Consider the following 4,010-nt stretch of genomic DNA (forward strand, 5'->3'; position numbering starts at 1 on the left):
CGAGCCGTTGCGCGACGACCCGGCCGACGCCATCGGTAGAGCCGGTGATGAGGATCGTCTTGTCTTTGAGTTCCATGTTCAGAGCCTCCGTTCTGTTGCTCTGAACCGAAGATGGGACAGTTGGCGCGGGCCAAACAGTTCAAACTTTATCCTGGTATCAATACTGCTATAATACCCGCATGGAGTCCCAACCCCACGCTGCCCCCACACATTCGGCTGAAGACAGCCGCCGGCGCGAACTCGGCGCCTTCCTGCGCTCGCGCCGCGAAAGGCTGACGCCCTCGGCCACCGGCATCGCCACCGGTCTCAGGCGGCGTACGCCGGGCTTGCGCCGCGAGGAGGTGGCGATGATCGCCGGTGTCGGCACCACCTGGTACACATGGCTGGAGCAGGGGCGGGAGGTCAGGCCCTCGGTCGAGGTGCTGACGGCACTTGCCGAAGCACTGCGCCTCGACGCCGCCGAAAAACAGCATCTGTTCATCCTCGCCGACCGCCAGCAGCCGGAGCGCCGTGCCGTGGCGCCGGAAAAAGTCGACGGCCCCTTGCTGCACATGCTGCAGAGCCTGGTGCTGCAGCCGGCCTATGTTGTCGGGCGGCGCTGGGATGTGCTGGCCTGGAACCCGGCTGCCGTCGCGGTGTTCGGCGACTATGGCTTGCTGGAGGGTGACGCCCGCAACATCGTCCACATGGTGTTCACGAGCCCGCACCACCGGCGCCTGCTGGTCGACTGGGAGCAACTGGCGCTCACCGTGCTGGCCTCCTTCCGGGCCGCGAGTGCGCGTTATGTCGGCGATCCGGATTTCGAGCGGCTGATCGAGTTGATGACGCGTTCGAGCCCCGAATTTCGCGCCTGGTGGCCGCAGCGCGATGTCGCGCACCGGTTGTCGGGGGTGAAGCATGTCCGGCACCCGAGCGCGGGCGCCATGACCTTCGAGCATATGAGCCTGTCGATCGGCGATGGCTCCGACATGAAGCTGATCGTCTACACGCCGCTCGCCGAGCAGAATTCGATCGCCAAGCTGCAGACGTTGCTGGACGCGCTGCCGGTTGAGCGGCGCAGCGCGTAACCCTCCACTTCGTCATCCCAGGGCGGAGCAGCCGCGAAGCGGCGTCGAGGAGACCCTGGGATCCATTCCGTGACATTGGTCGAAGGGTACAGCGGAGCAGAATTTGTACCGTTGCGGCGCGTTGAAGTCGCGGCATGGATTCTAGGGTCTGCGCCGCGTCGCTTCGCTCCTTGCTTCGCCCTAGAATGACGAAATCAATGTGCGCTTCGGCCAATCCCCACCGTCTGGGATAGCCCGACGACTGCCAAGTTGACCCAAGACGTGATCTCGCTGCTACCCCTTCGGCTTGAGGCCATCGAGGAACAACTGCTCGAGAAATCTTGCGGCATCCTCGAAGCGGCCGTCGCCGCCGCGGTTCGGCCCGAGCACGGCGCGGACCTGGACGTCGAAATCGGCATAATGCTGCGTCGTCGCCCAGATAGAGAAGATCAGGTGCCACGGGTCGGTCTTGGCGATCTTGCCGGCGCGCATCCAGCCCTTGATGACGGCGGCCTTCTCGTCGACCAGCGTCTTCAACTCGCCGGCCAGCAGCGGCATGATGCGCGGCGCGCCTTGCAGGATCTCGTTGGCGAACAGCCGGCTCTCGCGCGGAAAGTCGCGCGCCATCTCCAGCTTGCGCCTGATGTAGCTGCGCAATTCGGTGAGGGGATCGCCGATGTCATCGAGTTCACGCAGCGGCGCCAGCCAGGTGTCGAGCAGGCGCTGCATCAGCGTCTCGTGGATGTCTTCCTTGCGGCGGAAATAATAGAGCAGGTTCGGCTTCGACATGCCGGCGGCTTCGGCGATCTGGTCAATGGTCGAGCCACGAAAACCGTTGGTCGAGAAAACCTCGAGCGCCGCCTCCAGGATGAGTTCGCGCTTTTCCTGCTGGATGCGAGTGCGACGAGGGGCGTCCGTGGTCACCGTTGCCAGCCCTCGCGTTGAGGGTCATCTGGACCAATTCTCTGGACCAGTTTTTCCCTAGCCTGTGGAACGCACTTCAGGTGCCGCATTTCCGCTAGTAATCCCTTGACCGCCGACAGGGCGGTGCTAACGTTTGTCCAATCGGTCAAAAATTTGCGTAGCATGAAAACGCGGCAAAGACCAAGCGTTGGGCGCACCGAAACAAATTACAAGGGGAAGTCCTGGTCATGTCCAACCGGCTGAAAGTCACGCCGAACGATCTCAGCGCATTCTGGATGCCGTTCACGGCAAACCGGCAGTTCAAGCAGGCGCCGCGCATGATGGTGTCCGCCAAGGACATGCATTACATGACCAGCGACGGCCGCAAGGTTCTCGACGGCACCGCCGGCCTGTGGTGCGTCAATGCCGGCCACTGCCGTCCCAAGATCACCGAGGCGATCCAGCAGCAGGCCGCCGAGCTCGACTATGCGCCCGCCTTCCAGATGGGCCACCCGATCGTGTTCGAACTGGCCAACCGCCTGGTCGACCTCGCGCCCAAGGGCATGGACCATGTCTTCTTCACCAATTCCGGCTCGGAATCGGTCGAGACCGCGCTCAAGATGGCCATCGCCTATCATCGTGTGAAGGGCGAGGGCTCGCGCACCCGGCTGATCGGTCGCGAGCGCGGCTATCACGGCGTCAATTTCGGCGGCATCTCGGTCGGCGGCATCGTCACCAACCGCAAGATGTTCGGCACGCTGCTCGGCGGCGTCGACCATATGCCGCACACGCATCTGCCGGAAAAGAACGCCTTCACCAAGGGCGTGCCGGAGTATGGTGCGGAACTCGCCAACGAACTGGAGCGCATCGTCGCCCTGCACGACGCTTCCACCATCGCCGCTGTCATCGTCGAGCCGGTCGCCGGCTCTACCGGCGTCATCCTGCCGCCGAAGGGCTATCTCGAGAGGCTGCGCGAGATCTGCACCAAGCATGGCATCCTGTTGATCTTCGATGAGGTCATCACCGGTTTCGGCCGTCTCGGCACGCCGTTCGCCGCCGACTATTTCGGTGTCACGCCAGACATCATGACCACCGCCAAGGGCGTCTCCAACGGCGTCATCCCGATGGGCGCGGTGTTCGTCAAGAAGGAGATCCACGACGCCTTCATGACCGGCCCCGAGCACATGATCGAGTTCTTCCACGGCTACACCTATTCGGGCAACCCGATCGCCTGCGCGGCCGCACTCGGCACGCTCGACACCTACAAGGAAGAGGGCCTGCTGACCCGCGGCGAGGAGCTGGCGCCGTACTGGGAAGACGCGCTGCATTCGCTGAAAGGCGAGCCGAACGTCATCGATATCAGGAACATCGGCCTGATCGGCGCGATCGAGCTGGCGCCGATCGCCGGCCAGCCGACCAAGCGGGCCTTCTCGGCCTTCGTCAAGGCGTTCGAGCGCGGCGCGCTGATCCGCACCACCGGCGACATCATCGCGCTGTCGCCGCCGCTGATCATCACCAAGGGCCAGATCAACGAATTGATCGACCATGTCAGAGAAGTCTTGCGAGCGATAGATTGACGAACTGGACGCGGATATCCCTCCCCCTCGAGGGGAGGGTGGCCGCGAAGCGGTCGGGTGGGGGCGGTGCGACTGGGTGCCGACCTGATCTTTTGCTGCGTGGCCGCGTCTGATGCCCCGTACCCGCGTGAGCTTCGAAATGCGCCAGAAGGCGCGCGCGCTTCGAGTTCACGCGACCAAGGGCGAATCCCTTCTGTGGTATGAACTGCGGGAGTTGAAATCGGGAGGCATCAAGTTTCGCCGTCAGTGCCCGATTGGGCCTTATATCGTTGACTTCGTTTGCTTGGCGGTGAAGCTGATCGTTGAGGTCGACGGTGATCTGCACGAACACGAGAAGGGTAAACGGCACGATGCTGTTCGTGATGCCTATCTGCGCTCTCTCGGGTTTCACGTCTTCCGTGTTGACGAGCCCGATGTCATAAACAGCGCGTGGCATGTCGCGCAGATGGTCAAGGGGAAGGTTGAGCATATGTCAGCCGACCCC

4 protein-coding genes and 1 pseudogene (1 of these 5 only partly in view) are annotated in these 4,010 nt (G+C 63.1%); 3 read left to right on the plus strand and 2 right to left on the minus strand.

What is annotated here, in order from left to right; all coding sequences use genetic code 11:
- Positions 1 to 76 (minus strand): annotated as a pseudogene (locus EOC06_RS33625) (SDR family NAD(P)-dependent oxidoreductase) (its annotated part extends 224 nt beyond the left edge of the window); the annotation flags it as partial.
- Between the two features lie 103 nt (positions 77 to 179).
- Here EOC06_RS33625 and EOC06_RS33630 point away from each other — a divergent pair.
- A complete protein-coding gene (locus tag EOC06_RS33630) occupies positions 180 to 1,067 on the plus strand; it encodes a helix-turn-helix transcriptional regulator (protein WP_128309821.1) in 888 nt (295 codons plus the stop codon).
- 273 nt (positions 1,068 to 1,340) lie between these two features.
- Here EOC06_RS33630 and EOC06_RS33635 read toward each other — a convergent pair whose 3' ends face one another.
- Positions 1,341 to 1,970, minus strand: coding sequence for a TetR family transcriptional regulator C-terminal domain-containing protein (locus EOC06_RS33635; protein ID WP_128309822.1), 630 nt, complete (start codon positions 1,968 to 1,970; stop codon positions 1,341 to 1,343).
- A 227-nt stretch (positions 1,971 to 2,197) separates the two neighbouring features.
- Here EOC06_RS33635 and EOC06_RS33640 point away from each other — a divergent pair, with 227 nt between their 5' ends.
- Positions 2,198 to 3,526, plus strand: a complete 1,329-nt coding sequence (locus tag EOC06_RS33640; protein WP_128309823.1) for an aspartate aminotransferase family protein — start codon at positions 2,198 to 2,200, stop codon at positions 3,524 to 3,526.
- Between the two features lie 139 nt (positions 3,527 to 3,665).
- Positions 3,666 to 4,010, plus strand: a 345-nt coding sequence (locus tag EOC06_RS33645) for an endonuclease domain-containing protein (RefSeq protein ID WP_245470306.1), incomplete at its 3' end; no start/stop codon positions are given.

This window comes from Mesorhizobium sp. M7A.F.Ca.MR.362.00.0.0 (assembly GCF_004023175.1).
GTDB lineage: Bacteria > Pseudomonadota > Alphaproteobacteria > Rhizobiales > Rhizobiaceae > Mesorhizobium.